Origin of the sequence: Algoriphagus alkaliphilus, assembly GCF_900103735.1 — a bacterium.
GTDB lineage: Bacteria > Bacteroidota > Bacteroidia > Cytophagales > Cyclobacteriaceae > Algoriphagus > Algoriphagus alkaliphilus.
In genome coordinates, this window is record NZ_FMXE01000004.1 from 60,811 (window position 1) to 80,925 (window position 20,115).

20 protein-coding genes are annotated in these 20,115 nt (G+C 41.5%); 12 read left to right on the forward strand and 8 right to left on the reverse strand.

Annotated features, from left to right (window positions below; translation table 11 throughout):
- Positions 1–11: 11 nt before the first annotated feature.
- The 4 genes from gcvH to BLQ81_RS02840 all read left to right on the forward strand — a co-directional run bounded on the left by gcvH (position 12) and on the right by BLQ81_RS02840 (position 2,328).
- Positions 12–389: a glycine cleavage system protein GcvH gene (gene gcvH / locus BLQ81_RS02825; protein WP_092728598.1), complete on the forward strand. Its 378-nt coding sequence runs from the start codon at positions 12–14 to the stop codon at positions 387–389.
- A gap of 11 nt (positions 390–400) precedes the next feature.
- Complete coding sequence (locus tag BLQ81_RS02830; protein WP_139183552.1) at positions 401–772, forward strand: VanZ family protein; 372 nt, start codon at positions 401–403, stop codon at positions 770–772.
- 71 nt (positions 773–843) lie between these two features.
- Positions 844–1,524 (forward strand): energy transducer TonB, encoded by a 681-nt coding sequence (locus BLQ81_RS02835; RefSeq protein WP_092728443.1) that lies wholly within the window; start codon positions 844–846, stop codon positions 1,522–1,524.
- 135 nt (positions 1,525–1,659) lie between these two features.
- On the forward strand, positions 1,660–2,328 hold the full coding sequence (locus tag BLQ81_RS02840) for an energy transducer TonB (RefSeq protein WP_092728444.1): 669 nt from the start codon (positions 1,660–1,662) through the stop codon (positions 2,326–2,328).
- 315 nt (positions 2,329–2,643) lie between these two features.
- On the opposite strand, the gene BLQ81_RS02845 is transcribed toward BLQ81_RS02840, so the two are convergent.
- A complete protein-coding gene (locus BLQ81_RS02845) occupies positions 2,644–3,135 on the reverse strand; it encodes a DUF4494 domain-containing protein (protein WP_092728445.1) in 492 nt (163 codons plus the stop codon).
- 198 nt (positions 3,136–3,333) lie between these two features.
- Between BLQ81_RS02845 and BLQ81_RS02850 the strand changes: the two genes are divergently transcribed.
- Positions 3,334–5,601 (forward strand): patatin-like phospholipase family protein, encoded by a 2,268-nt coding sequence (locus BLQ81_RS02850; protein ID WP_092728446.1) that lies wholly within the window; start codon positions 3,334–3,336, stop codon positions 5,599–5,601.
- Between the two features lie 6 nt (positions 5,602–5,607).
- On the opposite strand, the gene BLQ81_RS02855 is transcribed toward BLQ81_RS02850, so the two are convergent.
- Positions 5,608–6,087: an Mpo1 family 2-hydroxy fatty acid dioxygenase gene (locus BLQ81_RS02855; RefSeq protein WP_092728447.1), complete on the reverse strand. Its 480-nt coding sequence runs from the start codon at positions 6,085–6,087 to the stop codon at positions 5,608–5,610.
- A 77-nt stretch (positions 6,088–6,164) separates the two neighbouring features.
- Between BLQ81_RS02855 and BLQ81_RS02860 the strand changes: the two genes are divergently transcribed.
- The 3 genes from BLQ81_RS02860 to BLQ81_RS02870 are packed head-to-tail and all read left to right on the forward strand — an operon-like array spanning position 6,165 to position 9,402.
- Positions 6,165–7,292: an NAD(P)/FAD-dependent oxidoreductase gene (locus BLQ81_RS02860; RefSeq protein ID WP_092728448.1), complete on the forward strand. Its 1,128-nt coding sequence runs from the start codon at positions 6,165–6,167 to the stop codon at positions 7,290–7,292.
- A 50-nt stretch (positions 7,293–7,342) separates the two neighbouring features.
- Positions 7,343–8,800: a Na+/H+ antiporter NhaC gene (gene nhaC, locus BLQ81_RS02865; RefSeq protein ID WP_092728449.1), complete on the forward strand. Its 1,458-nt coding sequence runs from the start codon at positions 7,343–7,345 to the stop codon at positions 8,798–8,800.
- A complete protein-coding gene (locus BLQ81_RS02870) occupies positions 8,797–9,402 on the forward strand; it encodes a 3'-5' exonuclease (RefSeq protein ID WP_092728450.1) in 606 nt (201 codons plus the stop codon). The genes nhaC and BLQ81_RS02870 overlap by 4 nt, the downstream gene beginning before the upstream one ends.
- Here BLQ81_RS02870 and BLQ81_RS22180 read toward each other — a convergent pair.
- Positions 9,389–9,559 carry a hypothetical protein gene (locus BLQ81_RS22180; protein WP_175454157.1) on the reverse strand — a complete coding sequence of 57 codons (171 nt, stop codon included), beginning with the start codon at positions 9,557–9,559 and terminating at the stop codon, positions 9,389–9,391. The genes BLQ81_RS02870 and BLQ81_RS22180 overlap by 14 nt on opposite strands.
- Before the next feature lie 76 nt (positions 9,560–9,635).
- On the opposite strand from BLQ81_RS22180, the gene BLQ81_RS02875 reads away from it, so the two are divergent.
- Genes BLQ81_RS02875 through BLQ81_RS02885 form a run of 3 tightly spaced genes read left to right on the forward strand, consistent with a single transcriptional unit; the run spans position 9,636 to position 11,933 of the window.
- Positions 9,636–10,067 carry a sugar 3,4-ketoisomerase gene (locus tag BLQ81_RS02875; RefSeq protein WP_092728451.1) on the forward strand — a complete coding sequence of 144 codons (432 nt, stop codon included), beginning with the start codon at positions 9,636–9,638 and terminating at the stop codon, positions 10,065–10,067.
- Positions 9,982–10,980 carry a hypothetical protein gene (locus tag BLQ81_RS02880; protein ID WP_175454158.1) on the forward strand — a complete coding sequence of 333 codons (999 nt, stop codon included), beginning with the start codon at positions 9,982–9,984 and terminating at the stop codon, positions 10,978–10,980. Before BLQ81_RS02875 ends, BLQ81_RS02880 begins: the two co-directional genes overlap by 86 nt.
- 2 nt (positions 10,981–10,982) lie before the next feature.
- On the forward strand, positions 10,983–11,933 hold the full coding sequence (locus BLQ81_RS02885; RefSeq protein WP_139183553.1) for a glycosyltransferase family 2 protein: 951 nt from the start codon (positions 10,983–10,985) through the stop codon (positions 11,931–11,933).
- Here the strand turns inward: BLQ81_RS02885 and BLQ81_RS02890 are convergent, their stop codons facing one another.
- The 5 genes from BLQ81_RS02890 to BLQ81_RS02910 are packed head-to-tail and all read right to left on the reverse strand — an operon-like array spanning position 11,934 to position 19,006.
- A complete protein-coding gene (locus BLQ81_RS02890; protein WP_092728453.1) occupies positions 11,934–13,205 on the reverse strand; it encodes a M16 family metallopeptidase in 1,272 nt (423 codons plus the stop codon).
- Positions 13,205–14,419 (reverse strand): type IX secretion system outer membrane channel protein PorV, encoded by a 1,215-nt coding sequence (gene porV, locus BLQ81_RS02895; RefSeq protein ID WP_092728454.1) that lies wholly within the window; start codon positions 14,417–14,419, stop codon positions 13,205–13,207. The genes BLQ81_RS02890 and porV overlap by 1 nt, the downstream gene beginning before the upstream one ends.
- Positions 14,416–17,664: a type IX secretion system sortase PorU gene (porU, locus tag BLQ81_RS02900; protein WP_092728455.1), complete on the reverse strand. Its 3,249-nt coding sequence runs from the start codon at positions 17,662–17,664 to the stop codon at positions 14,416–14,418. The genes porV and porU overlap by 4 nt, the downstream gene beginning before the upstream one ends.
- On the reverse strand, positions 17,661–18,356 hold the full coding sequence (gene pssA, locus BLQ81_RS02905; RefSeq protein WP_092728456.1) for a CDP-diacylglycerol--serine O-phosphatidyltransferase: 696 nt from the start codon (positions 18,354–18,356) through the stop codon (positions 17,661–17,663). The genes porU and pssA overlap by 4 nt, the downstream gene beginning before the upstream one ends.
- The gene (locus tag BLQ81_RS02910) at positions 18,353–19,006 is read right to left on the reverse strand and encodes an MBL fold metallo-hydrolase (RefSeq protein ID WP_092728599.1); all 654 of its coding nucleotides are present in this window, start codon (positions 19,004–19,006) and stop codon (positions 18,353–18,355) included. The genes pssA and BLQ81_RS02910 overlap by 4 nt, the downstream gene beginning before the upstream one ends.
- 55 nt (positions 19,007–19,061) lie before the next feature.
- On the opposite strand from BLQ81_RS02910, the gene BLQ81_RS02915 reads away from it, so the two are divergent.
- Complete coding sequence (locus BLQ81_RS02915) at positions 19,062–20,108, forward strand: NAD(P)/FAD-dependent oxidoreductase (protein ID WP_092728457.1); 1,047 nt, start codon at positions 19,062–19,064, stop codon at positions 20,106–20,108.
- Positions 20,109–20,115: the final 7 nt, after the last annotated feature.

Genomic DNA, 20,115 nt, shown 5'->3' on the forward strand with positions numbered 1-20,115 from the left:
AAGAACAAATCATGAATTTTCCACAAGAACTAAAGTACACCAAAGACCACGAATGGATTAAAATCGAGGGAGACATAGCTACCATCGGTATCACAGAATTTGCACAAAAAGAATTGGGAGATATCGTCTATGTAGAAGTTGAAACAGTGGGTGAGACGATTGAAGCAGGTGAAGTATTTGGATCTGTGGAAGCTGTAAAAACTGTTTCTGATCTTTTCATGCCGATCACGGGTGAAATCATTGAATTCAACGACAAATTGGAATCTGAGCCAGAACTGGTAAATGAAGCACCTTACGAAGCGGGATGGATGGTAAAAGTGAAAATCTCAAATGACTCTTTCACAGAACTGTTGGACGCATCGGAATATGCTGAATTAGTTGGTGCTTAATTTCTGAATCATTGAGGATTTTCTTTGCTATTTCCTGGATGATCGTATTGGCATTTGCCATGCTCACACCCGGAACAAAGTTTCCTGAAACTGATCTATTTGATTTTCAAGACAAGGCCGTCCATATTATTTTGTTTTTGATCCAGGGCTATCTCTGGAGTGGAGTAGGGATAGACAAAAACGAAGTTTCATCCAAGAATCCGAAGATTTGGCGAAATTTCATTTTGTTTGGAGTCTTAGTTGGAATTGGTTTTGAATATTTACAACAATTTATCTCTTATCGATCGTTTGAATTAATGGATATGATTGCCAATGCATTAGGTGCTGGTCTAGGATTGTTAGGATATTTAAAATGGCCGTACATTAAATACATTTTGGATTAATCTTCAATAATTCTTACACTTGTTATTCAAAATTTGAAAAAATAAATTAACCTGTATAAACCAAATTCACCATGGAAGCAAAAAAGTCTCCAAGTGCTGATATAACCAAGAAGGTGGGTATGTTTACCAATCTTGGTTTAGCAGTAGCTGTAGGTCTTACTCTTGCTGCCTTCGAATACAAGTCATTTGATGACTCAGGGCTTAAAAACCTGGGTGATTTGAATGACAATTTCGAGGAGCTGCTAGATATACCTATCACCGAACAGCCACCGCCACCGCCACCGCCACCTCCAATGGAGCAGCCTATCATCGAGGAAATTCCAGATGAGGTTAAAATTGAAGAAAAAATCGACGTGAATTTTGACGTAGATGTCAAAGAAACGACCGTGATCAAGGAAGTGGTGATTTCTGAAGCTCCCGTTGTAGAAAAAGCAGATCAGATCTTTGACGTCGTAGAAACTCAGCCAAACCCTCCAGGGGGAATGGCAGGATGGAATGCATACCTTTCCAAAAACCTAAAATACCCTACTCAAGCAAGAAGAATGGGCATTGAAGGAACTGTGATTGTTGTATTCGTAATCAACACTGATGGATCCATTCAAGACGTAGAAGTTTTGAGAGGTATTGGTGGGGGTTGTGACGAGGAAGCTGTTAAAGTTGTTCAAGAAGCTCCAAAGTGGGAACCTGGTAAGCAAAGAGGCCGTCCGGTTCGTACTCGAATGAGACTTCCAATTCGATTCAAACTTAGCTAACACATACTAGACCCGAGAAATCGGGTCTTTTTTTGCCCTCACCGATCCTCCTTTTCAACTAGTTAATAAACATTAGAGAAATAGCTTATACCAAAAATTCTTTGGTGATTTTTTTTAAACATTTCTCTAACAATCATGGAATTAAAAAAGAATCCCAAATCAGACCTTCTCAAGTGGTCAGGCGCAATCTCCAACCTTGGATTGGCGATTTCGATTGCATTCGTTTTGGTGGCTTTCGAATGGAAAGCTTATGAGGAAAAACCTCTTCTTAATATTTCAAATGCTAATTCGAATTGGGAATCGGAAGTAATCCCGATCACTATTGAAGTACCTCCGGGGACACCACCTCCTGTAATAGCCCCCCAAATCAAAGTGATAGATGACGATATCGAACTTGATGACATCTTGACTATTGATATCCATTTTCCAGGGGATGAGGTAATTCCAGAGATCAAGCTAGCCGGTCGTCCGATTATAGATGTTGCTGCGGAGATATTGGATTTCACAGAAGTACAAGCGCAGTTTCCAGGTGGAATGTATGCTTGGTACACCTACTTAAAAGCTAATCTCACCTATCCGAAACAGTCACAACGAATGGGAATTGAAGGAAGCGTATTTCTCAGATTTGTCATCAACACAGATATAGGAATACAGGATGTGGAAGTTGTGAGATCAGTCTATTCTTTTCTCGATAAAGTAGCCTTAGAAGTGGTCCAAAATTCGCCTAGATGGAAATCTGCCCTGCATCATGGTAGACCAGTGAGGTCTCGAATGACTATGCCAATCAAATTCAAGCTTAACTAACCCTACCTATTTTGAATATTAATTGAATTGGTAAGGAAACTGAATTATTTTATCCAAATGAGAATGCTCTGCAAGTATGCAGCTTAAAAAATAAAAATTGTACTATTCCACTTGATTTAACCTTAGAATACAGGCAGGGGCAAATCCTCCCACCGCGCCCTTCCGATCGATATTTTGTCTAGGCAGCTAAAATTCAATCGTAGATCAAGATTTTTATGGCTTTGGGCTTCAAAAATCCTGTCATTTCCATTTTGTATGTTCGCAGAATATTTAAGACTCAATGTGACAAGCAACAGTTATGAGACAGCCCCTTTTCTATTCTTCTTCTATTGGTGTGACAGGTCTGAAATTACCAGGAGGTAGTTGATCTGCTACCTCGTCTTTTTCGAATGGGAAAACTTCTACAATTGGACTTTCGGTAATATCCGGGACACGGAAACTCACCAGCATGTTACTTAGACTTTCCTGAATTCTGTCATAAGCTTGTTTGACATCCTCAGCAGTGACAATCATGTATTGGGTGACTTTTTTCTCCTTTCCATTGTCTCCATCTGCAATCAAATATGTGATTTTACACTTATGCCATTGGTCAGCATCCTCATAGAAAAATACGTCCACGATATTACTTTTGCTGATGCCGGTTACTTGAAAGTCTCCTCTGATTTGAGATCCCAGGCGATCATAAAGAATCGCTTCGGCCTCCGTAAAAGATACCGCATCTACCAAATATTGCTCGGAAATGCTCTTCAGCAAGCCTTCCTCATTTTCTTTTGCGTATTTGACTTTGCACAAAAACCAGGTTCTCATTTTTTTCTGTTTTAAAGTCCCGAAGGTACTTTTTCTATTTTAAAGCGTCGAATGAATTCTGCGGATATCTTTTGTATTTACAGTAGTGGATCTATCAATTCATTGATTGTCAGTCGAAAAACTTATAATAAACTAATCCTGCCGTGTGAGTAAAGTGAATTTCTCAAAAAAGATTAACTTGTTCTCAATAATAAACCTATGCGAGAAAGAATTTTATACAGCTTCCCTGTCCAGCTTTTCCTTCTTCACCTTCGGAAAAATCTTGCATTGGTTTTTGTTTGGGGGATTTTGTTGGGTGTAATTCTTGAGCAGTTTGGAGTTGTTCTTGGGATACCATTTCTTTTTTTGGATCCGGAATACCTGTATGAGGTTTCTTGGTTGAGTTTTTTTTTGATGGGAGTAGGATTGGCCATTCTCACGATGGCATTTCATATGACCACCTATATCATGGACGGGAGGCAGTTCAAGTTTTTGGCTATTATTCCGAAACCCTTCATTCATTTTTGTTTAAATAACTCGATAGTTCCACTGATTTTTTATTTGGTGTACATTGTAAAGTTTGTCGTCTTCCAGCTGGATAATGACCTACCGTCAGACTGGGTCGTGCTGAAATATTTTTTTGGTTTTTCCCTGGGAAGCATATTTAGCTTTGGGTTGATCTTCGGATATTTTGCGTTCACAAACAAAGACTTTTTCATCCTTTTTGCAGGTAGTTTGGATATGAGACTTCGCAAAGTCCGGATGACTCGGGCCACAGTTCTCAGCCAATACAAAGAATTAAAAATCAGGAAAGATAAGGTATTCACGTATCTGGATCTTGGATTGAAATTGAAGGATGTCCGACCGGATATTGCACGATTTGAGACACAACAATTGCTTCGGGTATTTGATCAAAATCACCTCAATCTCTTTCTGATTCAAATCTTCCTAACATTTGTCGTCTTGTTTTTGGGGATTTTCAAAGAGAATGAAATTCTGCAGTTTCCCGCTGCGATGAGTGTGACCTTGCTATTGGCGATTCTGATCATGTTGGTAGGGGCAATGAGCTTTTGGTTGAGGAGTTGGGCTACGCTGGTGGCAGTTGTGATTATTTTTTCAGTCAATTATTTCTCGAATTTTTCTTTTTTAAATCGTCCTCACGAAGCATATGGAATCAATTATGAAATTCAACCTGCAATCTACTCTTTGGCAAGATTGGATTCGCTTATTCATCGGGATACGCTGCAAAAGGACAGGGAAAACACCCTACGAATCCTCGAAAATTGGAAATCCAAATTCCCGAATGATTCCCTGCCAAAATTGGTACTAGTGGCTGCCAGCGGAGGAGGACAGCGCGCGGCACTTTGGACGCTTCATGTCCTTCAGACCATGCATCATGCGACAAATGGGGTAATCACCAAGCATACCGAGTTGTACACTGGAGCTTCCGGGGGAGTTTTGGGGGAAGCTTTTTTCAGAGAGATTTACTTGAGGTCTCTTTCAGATTCGGCTTTCAATCCGACAGACACCAAGTTTTTGGATCAGATTTCTGCTGATAATCTCAACCCAATCATTTTTACGTTGCTGGTAAATGATTTGCTGATTCGAAACCAGCGGTTTGAATATGGAGGATATAGCCACCTGAAAGACCGTGGTTTTGCCTTTGAAAATCAGCTGAACATCAACACACATGGGATATTGGATAAACCCCTAAATGCGTATCGTGATCCTGAATTTCTGGCAAAAATCCCATTGCTTCCGGTCACCACACTGGTGACCAATGATGGACGGAAATTGGTCATTTCCCCTCACTCCATGTCTTTTTTGGGGAGTTCAACTTTAGGGAAAACCGGGATGGATGAAAAAAAGCAAAGCATCGACTTTCTCCGTTTTTTCGCTGCCCATGACGCAGGAAATCTCAGGTTTTTAAGTGCACTAAGAATGAGTGCGACATTCCCATTTATCACTCCCAATGTCGAATTGCCCTCGGAGCCGGCTATGGAGACGATGGATACTGGATTGTCTGATAATTTTGGTATCCAGGATGCTTTGCGCTTCCTGTACGTATTTCAGGAGTGGGTTGCGAAAAATACCAGTGGAGTGGTCTTGGTCTCTATCCGTGATTCCGAAAAATCAATTGAAATTCCAAAAACGGAACCACCCCGGATTTTTGAAAAAATCTTTACCCCATTGAAAAATATTTACATCAATTGGGACAATGTTCAGACCATCCAAAATGAGGTACTTTTTAATTACATGAATGAATCCATGCCTTTTGAGATGGAACGAATCGAATTTGAATATGCTCCTGAGCATGTTCAGATTGGAGAATTAACAGGTTCGCAGGAGACAATGCAGCGGGCATCCTTGAATTGGCGATTGACTGCTCGGGAGAAAAAGTCAATTTTAACCAGTATTTATTCCTCTAAAAACAGGCTTGCCATGGATCGGATTCAGGAGATTTTCCCCAATTCACCAGAGGATTGAGAGAATTCAATAAGCAATTCCGATTTTTTTGTATATAAAATGCATGAGCCAAGCAGGACCAATGAGTAGAAACTGGAGGTCTTTGAAAAAGGAAGGTCTTTTTCCTTCGATTTTATGGCCTAAAAACTGAATGATCCAAGCAATAACAAAAACTCCAATGCTTATAATCCAAAGCTTTCCCGGAAAAGCGATGTTTAGGAAATTGGCCAAAGCAAGACACAAGGCTGAAAAAAACAGCATTCCCATACTCAAAGGCACAGAAAGCGAAATGTAATAGATAAGAGTAAGTGCCAATGCAATGGTAGCCCAGTTGGCGAAGTTGTGTAAAAACGACAAGGGCTCAAGCAAGAGGCCGGCTGGAACGCTGAAGATCAACCCCACTACACTGAAGAAAATCGCCGGCACGCAAAACCAATGAATCAATTTGTTGGTTTGATTGCGGTGACTTTCGCCATATTCTTCGAGAAGTAAATCAATTTTTCTCATGGTTTATTGGGTTTAAATGAGGTAGTTTCGATTCAAATTAGGCAACTCATTTCAAATTTTAAACTTTCCGCTGAAAGATGTTTAGTTATTGGGAACAAAAAAACTTTTTTGGCTATGACCTGATCGTGATCGGATCAGGTTTTACAGGGCTTTCTACTGCGATCAATTACAAAAAGAAAAAGCCCAAAGCGAGTGTGCTGGTCCTGGAGAAAGGTGTTTTTCCGACCGGTGCGAGCACCAAAAATGCAGGTTTTGCCTGTTTTGGAAGCTTGACAGAAATATTGGATGACTTTTGGGGTATGAGTCCCAAAGAAGTCACTGCCTTGGTGGAAAGGCGATACATGGGGCTTCAGCAGATCCGTAAAAATTTTGGTGACGCAAGGCTTCGGTATCAGCATACGCATGGTTTCGAGCTTTTGGAGGCTGAAAATATAGCCGCAGCAGATCAAATAGGTGAAGTCAACAAGATGCTCAAAAAGCTTTTTAAGAAAGATGTCTTTTCCCTCGTCAAAAGGCCTGAAAAATTAGGTTTTTCTGACCGGGTCAAACTGGTCGTTGAAAATAATTTTGAAGGTGAACTCGACCCCGGAGCCTATTTGGGAGCACTCTGGGAAAAAGCTTCATTAATGGGGATTAGAATATTGACAGGCGTGTCAGTAGTGGAAGTGCAGAAAGATGAGGGAATCGTTTTGGCTGAAAACTCCGGAAAAAATAAAGTCTTTGAGTTCAAGGGAGAAAAAGTTGCGATATGTACAAATGCTTTTTCTAAAAAACTTTGGCCAGAGTCAGAATTGGAACCCGGGCGAGGACTCGTATTGCTGAGTAAGCCTCTGGCAGAAAAGTTACCTTGGAAAGGGTCTTTTCACATGGACAAGGGATTTGTTTATTTCCGGGAAATTGACGGGCGACTTTTATTGGGAGGAGCGCGAAACAAAGATTTTGAGAAGGAAAAATCGCTCGATTTTGAGACTAATCCAAAAATCAAAAGCCACCTCGAAAATCTCGCAAAAGAAGTGATTTTACCCGGAAAGAATTTCGAATGGGATATGGAATGGACTGGTATTATGGCTTTCGGGCCGAAGAAAAGTCCCCTGATTCAATCGATTGGTAAGAAAACGGCTGTCGCTGTACGGCTTGGAGGAATGGGTGTTGCGATTGGCTGGCAAGTAGGAAAAGAACTTTCCCAGCTACTTTCAAAAATGTAATTGATTTTTTTTACTTAGATTCAAAGCCTTTAAACTTCCGAATAAACTGAATGAAAGTACAGCAAAGAACTCCGCGTATTATTGATGCGCTGATACCAATTATTTTTCTAATTATCCTTCTGGTTATTAATATTCAGATTTTTGGTACTGATAGTTTAGCTGGCTCCAATCAATTGGTTTTGGTTTTATCATCTGCTGTGGCAGGGTCTATTGCGATTTTCAGACTTAAAATCCAATGGGAAGCGCTGCAGGATGGCATCGTGAAGAGCATCAGCGCTGCAATGAGTGCCATTCTGATATTGTTTTTGATAGGTTCACTGGCAGGTACATGGTTATTGAGCGGAATAGTGCCTGCGATGATTTACTATGGATTGAAAATCCTCAGTCCCGAAATATTCCTTGTGGCTGCCTGCATTATCAGTGCAGTTGTATCAGTAGCCACAGGTAGCAGTTGGACGACCGTAGCGACGGTAGGTGTGGCATTATTGGGAATCGGTAAAGCATTGGGTTTCGAAGAAGGGATAATCGCCGGAGCGATTATTTCAGGGGCCTATTTTGGGGATAAAATGTCGCCACTCAGCGATACCACAAATCTTGCACCTGCTATGGCCGGAACGGATCTTTTTACACATATTCGGTATATGGCAAAAACCACAATACCTTCCATTTCAATCACGCTGATCTTATTTGTGGTCATCGGGTTGAACTATGAGACTGCCGGCAGTGTGGATGATGTGAAGTCTATTTCAGATACCATATCCGGGAAATTTAATATTTCAGGCTGGCTTTTTCTTGTTCCTTTAGCTGTTTTGGGGATGATTGTAAAAAAAGTCCCTGCGATTCCCGCTTTACTTGCAGGAGCACTTCTAGGAGGAGTTTTTGCACTTATTTTTCAACCCGAAATCGTAGTCGCCATTGCCAATGATTCTGGTTCCTATGCCTATTTGGGATTCAAGGCAGTGATGATGTCACTCTATGGGGAGACAGCAATAGTGACAGACAATGACATTGTGAATGAACTGCTGGTCACAGGAGGAATGTCAGGAATGTTGAATACTATTTGGTTGATTGTTTGCGCGATGGTTTTTGGAGGAGTAATGGAGGTAAGTGGTATGCTGCAGGTACTGGCTGAAGCTGTGATTAAAAAAGTACATTCGGCAGGTTCTCTGATTGCTTCTACTGCCGCAACTTGCGTGTTTTTCAATATCACCACTTCGGATCAGTATCTGGCGATTCTCGTGCCGGGTAGAATGTACGCAGATATCTATCGGAAGCGAGGACTCAAACCTGAAAATCTCAGTAGAACTTTGGAGGATTCAGCGACAGTGACTTCTGTTTTAGTCCCCTGGAACACCTGTGGTGCAACACAAGCCTCAGTATTGGGTGTGGCCACATTGACTTACGCGCCTTATTGTTTTTTCAATATTATCAGTCCGTTTATGACCATTTTATATGGTTATTTGAAGATCGGGATCCACTATTATGAGCCGGAAGAAGAGTTGGTATGATTCCTTATAGTATTAGTAAAGAAGAAGTCAACGAATTGCCTTTAGGGCAGTTTGAGGGAGATATTTATTTAATAGATCATCCAGATCAGGTGGAGGAGGCTGTTGACTTTTTAGAAGATCAGCACCTTATTGGTTTTGACACCGAGACCAAACCTTCCTTCAAAAAGGGGCAGTTTAACCACGTTTCGTTGCTTCAGCTGTCTACTTCAGAGCAGGCATTTCTTTTCAGACTCAATAAAATCGGTTTCCCCGGATCCCTTCGCAACTTGATGGAGAAGGAAAATCTGGTAAAAATTGGTGCTGCAGTCAATGATGATCTGAAAGGATTGGGGAAATTGACGGATAGTTTTTATCCGCAATCTTTTTTTGATCTCAATGATGAGCTGAAGAAAGTTGGGTTTCACAATGTAGGTGTGCGAAATCTCAGTGGAATGGTGCTGAAAATCCGGATTTCCAAATCAGAGCAAGTTTCTAACTGGGAATCCGAAATCCTTACAGAAAGGCAGCAGCGCTATGCTGCAACGGATGCTTGGGCTTGTCTGAAGATCTTCAATGTACTCAGGGAAGAGGGATTCCTTGATGAGTTATTCAATCCAATCTGACCGATAGCGATTTGATTTCTTCCTCAGGATTCACAGGAAGAGCAAAGTAAAGGAACTTGCTGCCCCGGTCTTTGTAGTTCCCCTCACTTGTCCCTGCCAAAGTCAGAAAGGAATCTGATTGCGTTTCATTTTCGGAGAAGTGGCCCATAAGTGTCATGTGAGATGAAGACTTGAAAATATAAAATTAACAGTAGGCTAACTTCGCCTTTACCTGAATTGTCTTATTTTTAGCTATGGCAACTACAGAATTGAATAACAAGAGGCTAGAGTACCATGCTCCTTGGCAAATCGAGATTCCCGGTCATGCCAATGAAAGCGGATCGGTTCATTTTTGGGAAAATTTTCAACTCTTTCCAAATGGAGTACTTCGCTGTTTTTGGATTTCGGGGGTAAAGGAAGGCGAATCCCGTGGGAATCACGCGCATTGGCAAGAGTCACAGGTAATTGTGTCGATAGCGGGAAAGCTTGAAATCAAAGTGATTGGCCTTGACGGCAATACGACAGTATTTATTCTTGAAAGGCCAGGTGTTGGCCTTTACATTCCTCCCTTAAATTGGATTGAAATCCATTTTTCAGCAGATGCTGTACTTTTGGGACTTGGTGACAGGGCTTTTTCAGAAGCGGATTACATCCGAGACAAAAACTACTTTGGAAGCCTTCAATAAAGAAACTGCCAACCGGCATGAATTACGCGTAGTCTCTTCTTTGGGAGAGCGGGATGCTTATTTTCTAAGGAACTTCCCTTCAGCCGGATATTCGAATCCACTTGATTTCAGGTGGGTTAAAAAGGGAAAGACCAAGGCCTCTCTAACCTTGGCAATTTCTGAAAACCTGGAGGCAGTTTCACTCCCGCTGTGTCCTTTTGGTGGACTTTGGGTTGAAGAAAATCTGTCATCAGCCGAGGTGGATGAGTTTATCAAAGCAGTTTTGGATGTTTTGAGACAACGGGGAGTTTCTGCAATCCGGATTGTTCAAGCTCCAAAACCTTACCAAGCCAATTTTGACTTGATCAATTATCTCTTATTTAAAAATGGTTTCGAGCTTGAATCCCTTCTTAGTCACCATTTTTTCATTGGGAAGAAGAAAATCAAAAAGTTTGTCCAAAAAGACCACGCCAAGTTTCTTGCCAAATCCAAGGAACTTGGATTAAGTATTCAGACTGGCCCGATTTCGAATTTTGGTTTCCTTCAAGAAATCAAATCCTGGAATCAGGAAAGAGGCTATACTATTTTATTTGATGAAAAGCGGTTGATTTCTCAGGTTTCAAATTTTCCGGAAAGGTACTTTCTGATCAGTATTATTAAAGAAGGCAAAGCCCTTGCTCATACACTGGGTGTGAAACTCTGGCCTGATTCTATTTATTATTTTCTCGCTGCGATTCAACCCAAAACTTCGGTCAAGAATCTTGGAGAAATTTGTCTTTACCAGCTTTTTCAGCTGGCCTCAGACCAAAGGCTGAATTTTATTGATTTGGGATCTTCAGATCTAAATTTGGGTGCCAATCATAATTTAATGTTCTTCAAATCCCGTTTTTCAAACGATATTAGCAATAAAGTCACTTGGACTTTAAAACTTTAAAAATGGAAACCTCAGATTTGGTCACGGTAATTTGTATTGCATACAATCACGGGGAATGGATTGAACAGACTTTGGAAAGTGTCTGCGCACAGGATTATTATGCCAAAGAGCTAATCGTTGTTGATAATGGAAGTACGGATGATACAGGTGAAAAAATCCGAAACTGGGTGAAAATATCCGCAGGCGAAATGTCTATTGAAACTATTTTTCATGAGGAAATGCAGTCTTATTGTCGATTGTTCAATGATGTGCTAGCCCAAGTCAACAGTCAATACCTCGTGGATTTATCTGGCGATGATATCTTATATCCGGAGCATCTCAGCTATTCAATCCGTGAATTGAAAATGGCACCATATGCAGGATTTGTCTTCTCAGACGCATATGTTTTGGATCAAAAGGGTGAGGTCAGGACATTCTACAAAAGAAATACGGGTGGGGACTTGATCGAAGAAATAGAGCTTAGCAATATCTATGCAACATTGATTCAACGAAATTTCATTTGCTCTCCTACGGTCGTTTTTAATACCGCTGTGCTACGAAAAGAGGGGGGCTATGATGAGTCACTGTACTACGAGGACTTCGATATCCAAATAAGGATGGCAAGATATCATCCGGCGGTATTTTCGGATCACATAGGAGTGCTCAAACGAAAACATGAAAACTCCATGTCTTCTTCTCAGTATCAAAATCACCAATCCAAAATGCTTCCAAGTACAGTTAAAGTCTGTTTTAAGATTCACCTGATGAACATCTATCCAGAAGAAAACCGTGCTTTGAAAAGAAGAATCCTGTACGAACTAAAACATGCACTTTGGTCGGCTAATTTTATTCCAGCACGCGAATTGGTGGACTTGGGAGAAAGTTTGAAGATGAAAAGTCTTCGGTTTTTTATTTATAAAATTTGGGCAAAACAGGAATGGGACATTTCTTGGCTGTATGTCCGGCTGACTTGATTACCCGACCACCACTTCTACAAAGGGCAGATTAGAAAAGTATTTTTTACCGATTTCCAGAATGTCTTCGGCAGTAAACTTTCTGAGAAATGCCAACTTTTCCATGTAAAAATGAAAATCCAAGCCTGAATGATGCACTGATCGAAAGCGATCAATTAAATCAAAAGACGAGCTAAATCTGCCCAGCATTTGCCCAATGAGGTAATTTCTTACTACTTCAAGTTCTTCTTCGGAAACAGCCTCTTGGCTGAGTATTCGTATTTCATTGTAAATTTCAGTAAGAACGTCTCCTGTGTATGCTTTTTGTACATCTGCACCCACTACCCAATAATTGATGTCACCAATCTCAGCTAAGGAAGAACTGATCCCATAAGTGTGGCCTTTGTCTTCTCGGATATTTTTGATCAATCGTGACCCAAAATACCCCCCTAAAATTGTATTGAAAACAGCCAGTGCCTGAAAATCCGGATGAGATTTTGGGATGGACCAATTGCCAATTCTGATACTGGATTGCAAGGCCTGTTGACGCTCCTCATGAATTTTTGGGTTCATCGTGACAGGTGGAAGTATTCCCGGAGTTCCTTCGGTTCTGGATGGGATTTTGTTGAGTATAGACTCGATTATAAGAAGTTCATCCGAGTCAAGATTACCGCAGAGGAAGAACTCCGTGTCTGTCAGTAAATTATTTCGGTAATAGTCGATAAGATCGTTTCGTTGAACATTATCTACATGTTCTTCGGTGATTTCCAGTCCGAAAGGGTGATTTTCTCCAAAAAGAGCCTTTCGAAACAAATGGCTTGCCCGTGAAGCTGATTTTTCCTTTTCCAAGCGTAGGCTGAGCTTTCGCTGGGATTTCCTTTTTTCAAGACTTTCCTCCGGAAAAACCGCCTGATCAAAAAGGGAACTAAATACAGGTAATACCTCAGATAGATGCTTTCTGGTGGTGACGAGACTCATCCCCTCATGTGAATAAGTCAGTAGCGGATGAACTTCCGTGGCGTGGAAATCGAAAAATTCAGAAAGTTGGGATTCAGAGTACGTGTGTGTGCCTTCTGTGAGCATTTGCAAGGTAAAGGACGAGACCAGCGATTTTCCCAAGGAGAGGATTAATCGTTGGCTTTTTCCGATGACTTCAAGTTTTACCGCATCCAGATTTGGAGTTGGGATAAAAAACAGAGTCCTGCTTCCTGTGAGTTTCCGCGCTTGTGGAGCGGGCAATACAAAGTCTTCCGGAATGATGAATTCAGGCGCTTTTGATCTGTTTAGATGCATTAATTGCTGTTAATCGTGTAAAGCAGGGAGAATCGGAGCGTCTCAGCCAAGGGGTGGTTTTGTACTTGGGGCACTAAATAAGAAAAGTCGAAACCAATCTTTTTGAGAGTCATTCCCAGTCCCATGGTGAAATATCTTCGTCCACCCTTGCTTGGATTTTCATAAAAATAGCCCGTTCGTAAAGCGAATTTTTCAGCGTATTTGTATTCTACGCCAAATGAAATGTTGAATTCTCTTAGCTCCTCATTAAACCCGTCAGGTGCATCCGAAAATGATCCAAACATGCCTGAAATCAAGGCCCTGTTAGGGTCTTCTCCCGCCTTTATGATCAAGTTTCCATTTTCGTCTGTAGCAAGAGAACCGTCCTGATTGGTCTCATACAGTGGGGGAGTAGGTACCATTAGTTTGTTGAAATCCAGTGCAAAAGTGATCGAATTGACCGGATCAAAATTGATTGAATAGGCAGTGCCTATGCGGAAGTTGGTCGGGATATAGTCCAGATCTTCAGCACTGTTGTAAGTGATTTTAGGACCAATATTGGTAATAGCAGCACCCCAAGACCAAGTCCCGTCTTTTGCGCCGATGAAGATGGGTTTTTGATAATAGAGTCCGATATCAGTTCCGACACTGATTCCAGGCTTAGCTTCTGATCCTCCGGCAGAGGAGATATTTCCTGAAAGATTGGAATGAATGAATCGAGCTGAAATCCCCAAACCAAAGTTTTGCGATAGTTTTCGGGAGTAAGTGCCTCCTATGGCAATATCTCTTGGGTTAAATTCCCCCAATGGATTACCGACTCCATCAGTCAGTTGAATATTGCCCATATTGAAATAGCGCATATCAAATCCAAAAGCAGAATTTTCATCAATTTTTTTGAATCCTGTCAAATAACTGACCGACATATCATTGACTAACCTGCCAAGCCATGGAGAGTAAGAAAGTGAAAAACCCAAATCATCTTTAATAAATGCAAGCTTTCCTGAATTCCAATGCGCAGAATTAGCGTCAGGGGATGTAGCTACTCCCACGTCACCCATTCCGGAATGTCGGGAATCAGGGGCGAAATTTAAAAAAGGAACAGCTGTGGTGATTACACGTCTGTTTGGATCTTGGCCGGATATAATTACACTGTTTTGGGCATAGGAAGAAAAACCACCCAAGGCGAAGACGATTAAAAGAGTGCTTTTCCAGCTTTCTATAGCCTTTATTTTCATCGAATAATTATTTTTCCACTGACCGAATCCGAGGAAAAGTCAGATTCTGACTGCAGCGCTAATTTGTAAATATAAGTTCCTTTTGCTGGATATTTTGATCGGCTTTGCAAAAATATCCATGACAAAATATGAACATTCTCTTCAGCTCCTACCAAACGAAATGATTCCGAAAATAGTATTTGACCGGTTAGCGAGTAAACTTCCAAAGTAAGATTTAGGTTTTTCCCCGGACGATTGTGTTTGATTTCAAAATTACTTTCAACTGATGTGGGATTTGGATAAACTTTATGATCCAGAATTTGCATCAGATTGCTTCCTTTAATTTCAACTTCCAGACTAAGCGAATTTTCATTCCCAACAGTATCCCAAGCTCTGATCAGAATGCTATTTTTTCCTTCCAACAAACCTTCCAAGAAAACTTTAAAGCTTCCTTCCCTGTAATCGCCATTTTTTGCAAGGTATATTTCATTCAGGATGATGGGAGACTGATCATTGACTTGAATGCTGAGGTCCTGACCAGGGATAAATCCGGAGACATTGATTCCACTTTGGTCAACAAGCAACGCTTCAATTTCGATTCTTGTAGCAGGAAACAAAAAAGGGCCTGCTTCTTGACCGTTGAGAATTGGTCTAATTTCCGGTCCGGTCGTATCCGTGTTCGGGTTAGGTTGTATTCCTCCTATTACAGGTTTTTTGCTGCCGATGGCTTGTAGGCCTGTTCGGGTATCCCAAGCTCGGATTCTGAGATTTCCATTTCCAAATTTCGGATTGATACCCCTTGGAATAAGGAATTTGGCTTCTAGAATTCCAGCCTCAATTTTCCCTTGACCCTTAAAAATCAATACTTTTTCTTCTTCAAATTCATAGGGACTGCTTTCATCTCCCAGAGTTTGCTGAGTCACAGGTTTGTCCCGGACTTCAATTTGATATTCCCCATTGAATCCGGACTGGAATGCCTGAGTCAATGGATCGATGACTTCTGCTTTTAAAACTATTTCCTGAAATGCCTTCAGCGTGTCTGCCGGTGTACCACTTTTCCCATCTGTGATAGCTGTTATTTTTAGCTCAAGGTCGGGAATGGCAAGCTTGAGGCTAGGATCTCCCAGAAGTGAAAAGTTTCGATTTAGTGCGCCGTTGAGGCTTTGGTTTTTTGTGTTTTTGAAAATTGCTCCAAAAGTTTGGTGTTGCCCTTCATTTTTCCGGAAAACTTCTTTGATAAAAACCTCATTCAATGCAAAATTGACACTGCTAAATACAGGCCTTCCCGTAGTCAATAAAGCAACAGCGCCTTTTTCCCGGGCGAAAAGTAATTCTTCGGCGGCCGACCTTACAAATGGACTGTCATGTCTTCCAAATTCACAAGTTGCCGTGACCCATAGCGCCAGTTCCTTTTGTCTAGCCCAATCTGCAATGTCGGGGACTCTGAATATCTCCTCTGCCGTCAACGTGGTTTCATTTCCGTGACCGATGTAATTGAGTATCAAAGTGCCCTCTTCCAATGTCTTTGCCAAGGCTGCCTTTGCTTGTGGAGCGCTCTGTCTTGTCCCTGATCTCTCTTGCTCGAACCTGTCCAAATAAAGCTTTTGAACCAGAAATTCGGGATGATTTTTCGTCAAATAGGCCGCGTGTGCTTCTGCATCCCTGACGTGGATATTGTTGTCCGCATCGTCAGCTAAAAAAGTAACCCGAGAGGATTTGGGCGAACGAATGGGGTTTGTCTCATAGCGAATGATTTTTTCGACCATCTCATTCGCTTCCGTAAAGTTGATCGCCGGAAGCCTTCCCACGCCGATTTGCATCGGTTCATCGCCTTCGCGTGATTCTTCCCAAATGCCCTGTCCCCAATCAATCAAGCCATAATAGTCATCTGAACTGAATGTAGTAAGGGGATTCAAGCTTTCGCGACTTGTGTAGATCGGAACCAGATTCGGTCTTCCTCCCAGTTTTCTCTTATAATCAAACGTGCCTTTGCCAAGGAGTAGCACGTTCTCGATTTTTTTATCCTTTTGGTATTGATAAGCAATGAAATTTCTGATTGCGTTGAGATCAGGATTACCATAGCCGAAGCTTTGATAGATTTGGTCAGTAGTTACTACTGAGGTTTTGACCCCCATTCGTTCCTTGTGAGTACGCAGTTTGGTTGCTGACGATAGCAAAAGCGGGGAAGTGATAATCAGGAGTTCAGGAGAATTATCCGAATCTCTTAAATCTGGGAAGACAGGTTTTAATTTCTCGATTTCGGTCACCTTTGTGGGTGAGAAGATTACCCACTTTTTACCCAAAGCAATGCGCCCTGAGCTGGGATTGAATGCTGTTGGATTGAAAAAATCACTTACTTCCCATGTTTGAAAACGCGGGTCTAAAGTTATGGTGCCCGGGTTTTCTGCTTCAAAAATCCCTTCTGTCAGGTTTGAATTTGAAAATGGAACGCCGACCACGAAATAATCCAAATAACCGGCCGATTCTGAGCCTGAACCCTGAAATGTAAATCTGATTTGTGAAAGTAAATTCCCGTTTGGATTGATTCTCAAATCAAAAATTGCCTCGCGTCCTTTCGTTCCAAAAGTGGAATTTGGAATGGAATTAAATGCAAGTTCTCCCAAAAGCTCGTTTCCCGTGAGTATCCTCATGGTGGAATTGGAAAAAGATTGGGCCATCAATTTCCCATGCAGAATCCAGGGCAGTGAGGCCTCCGATCTCAAGGCTAGGTTGACATTGAGACTTTGTCCCTGACGGATGGGGGCCGAAAACCAATTCCTGCCAGAGTTAAGAATATTAGTTTTCTCCTCTTTGAATGTAGTGAACCTATACCAGACTTGGTTTGGGTTTGAAGCTTGTGAATTGGCAGACTTTTGCGGAATTCTTAGCGGATTCGTTTTTTTTCCAATGAGAAAACTCAGGGAATCAGAAAATAAATGGTGGGAATAACTCAATCCATTTGGAGAAAAAGTGAGTGTATTTGGACCTGAGAGAAAAAAATAAAGATTACTGCCGCTTTGTAAGGCCGGAATTTCCTGAAGATCCATTTGATCGGCTTGGACTTGTTGGGGAAGCATGCCGGGGAATCCGTAGACGCTGACTTCAGAAAGGTTGGCAAAGCCAAGTTTTGCGGCCTGTTCCGCAGAGATTCTATAGACTCCCTGATTTATGGTTTTAAACTGAAAAAAATTTGATTGCGCAAAAGAGAGCCTCGCGAAAAGACTTAAAAAAAGACCAATACCCCAAACTGTAACATTCCACCTCATTCACTTCCTATTGCATTTTCGATCACAGATAGTCCAATATACGCCAAAATCACCAGAGGGATGCCTGCCAATTGGAGCCAGGCGAATATACTTATGCTGAGAATGATAAGAATATAGCGAAAGCGATTTTTAGGAAAAGAAAGACTTTTGAATTTCAAAGCGATAAGGGGAAGTTCGCTTATCAATAGAATAGCGAAAATCCATGCTAAAAAGATCAATAAAACCGGGGAGTAAAGCCAGCTTCCAAGGGTTGGCCATGTAAGTGCCAAATAGGGAAGGGTACTCAGAAATAAGGCATTTGCAGGAGTCGGTAGCCCGATGAATCGGTCGCTCTGTCTGGTATCCAGGTTGAATTTGGCAAGGCGATAAGCTGAAAGCATGGGGACAATCAAGGTCAAATAAGGAAGTAAAGACGCCGATTGAACTTCATTTTTTGTCATCATAAAGAGAATCAAACCCGGCAATACTCCAAATGAGACAACATCCGCGAGCGAGTCCAATTCTTTTCCAATAGCACTCTGAACTTTGAGTAGTCGGGCAACAAACCCATCCAAAAAATCAAATACTGCGGCAATCAGTACAAAGTAAGCACCGGAAAGAATATTCCCATTTAACACCCATATAATCCCCACGACTCCAAAAAGTAAATTGAGGAGTGTAAGTAAATTTGGGATTTGGGCTTTGATCTTCATTGGATGGCCCGTTCTCCTACAAACGGATTGTAGATTTTTTCGAAGGCTATTTTGGTTTCCGGGCCGTGACCTGAGTAAATAACCGTTTCAGCAGGAAGGGAGAAGAGCTGGGTTTTAATTTTCTCCAACAATAAGGCATGATTTCCTCCCGTGAGATCTGTTCTGCCAATGCTTCCACGGAAAAGCGTGTCCCCGGCGATGCACTGCTTGCTTTTTTCATGATAAAAAACCACGTGGCCCGGTGCATGTCCCGGTACAAAGAGTACTTTAAGTAATTCTTCTCCCACCTTGAATTCCTGTCCTTCTGTTAAGAAGTAATCTGCCTCTGAGGATTCATAGCCTTGAAAACCATAATTAGGAGCATAGACTTCCACTGACTTCAGTACAGGGATTTCTTTTTCATGAATCCATAGTGGTATTCCGAATCGCTTCTTTGCCCAGGCATTGCCTAGAACATGGTCGATGTGGCAGTGCGTATTGAGAAGGTGAAGTACTTTCAATTCCTTTGAAATTACAAAGTCCTCGAGATCCTTTCGTTCACCCACAGTATGACATCCCGGATCAATCAATACAGCGCTCCCCAGGTCATCATAAGCCAAATAGGTGTTTTCTTGAAAAGGGTTGAATGTGAAGGACTTGATATAAAGCATTGCAAAAGTTGATGTGATCGCAGCAAAGTAATGAATTATGCCTTTAATTTGGGTTATGGAAATTGATTTTTTGATCATTGGACAAGGCATCGCCGGTACAGCACTGGGCTACAGACTGGAGCATCTAGGTCAAAGGATTGTGATTTTGGATCAACCGGAATCAAACAAAAGCAGCCGTGTGGCAGCGGGCTTATATAATCCTGTGACAGGTCGGAAAATGGTGAAATCCTGGATTGCCGAATATCTTTTTCCGGAAATTGAACCGTTTTATGAGGAATTGGAACGAGTCAGCGGGAGGGAATTTCTGACGAGAAAAAAGATTTATCGCCCTTTTCACTCCATCGAAGAACAAAATGAGTGGATGGGTCATTCAAGTGATCCTAAAATCGGGATGTTTATCGAGGAGATTTTTACAAAAAGTCAATATCCCGAGTTGCGAGATCCATTTGGCGGGGTACTTTTAAAGATGTCCGGCTGGTTGAATATCAATGAATTTCTCGATGGAATGGCTTCATACTTTGGGGAGCGATTGATTTTGCAGGAGTTTGATGAAAAATTGCTTGAAAAGTGCGCAGATGGCTGGAAGTATAAAACTATGACTGCTAAAAATCTGGTTTTTTGTAATGGACTTGGTGCGTTAAAAACTCAGTTTTTCAATTATTTACCCTTTGCTCCTGTGAAAGGAGAAATTCTCGAGGTAGCGCAAGACTTTGATCCTGATTTCATCGTAAATAGAGGAGTGTTTAGAGTGCAATTGAGCAAAGGGATTTATCGGGTAGGATCCACGTATACTTGGCATGATTTGGACATTGGGCCCACCGAGACCGCTAGAAATGAGATTATAAGTAAGCTCTCTGATGTAGTAAAGGTGCCGATTGGAGCAATAAAAAGTCACAAAACAGGGATTCGTCCGGCGACTAAAGATCGAAAACCATTTCTCGGCAAACATCCTACTGAAGACGGCGTTTACATTTTCAATGGATTCGGCGCTAAGGGTGTATCTCTTGTGCCGTATTTTAGTAAAATAATGACCCAATACCTGATAAAATCTCAACCTATCCAAACTGAGGTGGATATAGCTCGGTATTTTAAGTATATTTAAAACCTAT